The 1,741-nt window shown below is 63.2% G+C and carries 3 protein-coding genes and 1 pseudogene; 1 reads left to right on the forward strand and 3 read right to left on the reverse strand.

Annotation, left to right across the window (positions count from 1 at the left end):
* Positions 1-801 (forward strand): alpha/beta fold hydrolase (locus A2J03_RS13270; protein WP_068374552.1); only part of this gene is annotated, 801 nt, incomplete at its 5' end.
* Between the two features lie 127 nt (positions 802-928).
* On the opposite strand, the gene A2J03_RS31070 is transcribed toward A2J03_RS13270, so the two are convergent.
* The 3 genes and pseudogenes from A2J03_RS31070 to A2J03_RS29945 form a co-directional block, all read right to left on the reverse strand.
* The gene (locus A2J03_RS31070) at positions 929-1,081 is read right to left on the reverse strand and encodes a hypothetical protein (protein ID WP_197480748.1); all 153 of its coding nucleotides are present in this window, start codon (positions 1,079-1,081) and stop codon (positions 929-931) included.
* Positions 1,082-1,221: 140 nt separating this feature from the next.
* On the reverse strand, positions 1,222-1,392 hold the full coding sequence (locus tag A2J03_RS13275) for a CsbD family protein (RefSeq protein ID WP_068374555.1): 171 nt from the start codon (positions 1,390-1,392) through the stop codon (positions 1,222-1,224).
* A gap of 169 nt (positions 1,393-1,561) precedes the next feature.
* Positions 1,562-1,741: pseudogene (locus tag A2J03_RS29945) on the reverse strand (4-hydroxybenzoate 3-monooxygenase); the annotation flags it as partial.

Raw genomic sequence — 1,741 nt, forward strand, 5'->3', positions numbered from 1 at the left:
TACGACGTCGCAGGCACCGGCCCTACCCTGGTACTCGTCCACGGGATCGTTCATCGCAGGCAGGCCTGGAACTCGGTCGTCGACTTGCTGACGCCGTACCGCACAGTGGTCACGGTGGATCTCCTCGGCCACGGTGAATCGCCTGCCCTCGACATGAGCGGACCTGATCTGCTCGAGCAAGTCGTCGACGCTCTCAGTGCTCTGGTCGCCGAGTTCGAGACACCCGACTCACGAGTCCACATCGCCGGCAACTCACTCGGCGGATGGTTGGCGCTTGCCCTCGCGTGCCGCGGACGCGTCGCATCGGCCACTGCACTCTCGCCCGCCGGCTTCTTCGTCAACGACCGCGACCGTCGTCGTGCCATCGGCACGTTCCAAGTGCTCCGCAGCCTCACCCGCGGAATGGGCGATCATGCACCGAAGTTACTGTCGTACAAAGCTGTACGCTATCCGGCCATCTCTGCGTTCTTCGCACATCCTAGCCGAGTGTCCTACGACGATGCCGTCATCGACGCCGCCTCGCTACTGGCCAACACACTGGTGGACAAGGGCCTCGACGCAACGTTCGAGCTTCCGGTCGCAGCGGAACCTCACGTGCCGATCACCATCGCATGGGGTCGCCGCGACCTCGTGCTGCCGATCTATCAAATGGCACGAGCAAAGAAGAATCTTCCGCACGCGCGCTTCATCACGGTGCCCGGCGTCGGACACGTCCCGATGACCGACAACCCCGAGCTGATCGCGTCGATACTCTTGTCCGGCAGCGAGCCTCCGGCGGTGGCGGGACGTGGCCCACGGTGAGCGATCGGCTCATTCGGTCACTTCCGGGCGCGAACGCGCACCTTCCAGCCCACGCCCGCGTTGCAACCCGCGCGCTCGCTGGAACCTGCGCGGGACGTGGCCCGGAGGGCGAATCGCAGCGCCGAACTCACTCCTGAACTTGTTCGTCTTCCTCCGGCTCGAACGACGATTGGCCCGTATGCCCGACAGCGACGCCGTCGTCGGTATTCGGAATCGTCCCGTCTTCGCCCAACTTGGCGTTCTCGTCGGAATCTGTGTTGTCGGATGCCGGGGTACCCATGGTGAAGCTCCTGTCGTTGCCGTGTCGGACTGCTTATCCGATCGACCGGCAATGCAAACCCGCGCAACGCCGCACGAACCGGTGGGCGTCGGGCGTCGTCGACCAGGCAGGAGACGCGCCCGACCGCCGCAACCGGTGACTTATTTGAAGGTGTCCTTGATGTTCTCGCCGACCTTCTTGATGCCGGCCGAACCCTGATCCTTCTTGCCCTCGGCTTCGAGATCCTTGTTGTCGGTGACGTCGCCGACGACCTCTTTGGCCTTGCCGATTGCGTCTTCAGCAGCGTTCTTGGCCTTGTCGATGAAGCTCATGATCGATCCTCTCGTTGTGGCGTCGGCAACGGTCGTTGCCGATATCACGCCCGCGTTGTGCAGACAGTTAGTCGAGTCGGACGCGCCTGAGCGCACGTTCTCCGAGTGGAGATCTGCATCACACAACAGCTACCAGAACCTCGAACGACTAGGAGGTAGCGGCTCAGAATCAGAAACCGATGGGTAGGCCCGCATAGTTTTCGGCGAGTCCGGTTGCTCCCGCCTCGCTGCGCGCGAGCCATCGCAGCTGCGAGAGCTGCAGCTGCGCATCGAACGGATCCTCGCCGATGTGCAACATCGTCGTCATCCACCACGAAAAGTGCGTGCACCGCCAGACACGGCGAAGAGC

This window comes from Rhodococcus sp. EPR-157, from assembly GCF_001647195.1.
Lineage (GTDB): Bacteria > Actinomycetota > Actinomycetes > Mycobacteriales > Mycobacteriaceae > Rhodococcoides.

What these genes read in the sequence shown, in the direction of transcription:
- A2J03_RS13275 (WP_068374555.1), bottom strand. Translation starts at nt 1,392, where the DNA reads ATGAGCTTCATCGACAAGGCCAAGAACGCTGCTGAAGACGCAATCGGC.
- A2J03_RS31070 (WP_197480748.1), bottom strand. Translation starts at nt 1,081, where the DNA reads ATGGGTACCCCGGCATCCGACAACACAGATTCCGACGAGAACGCCAAG.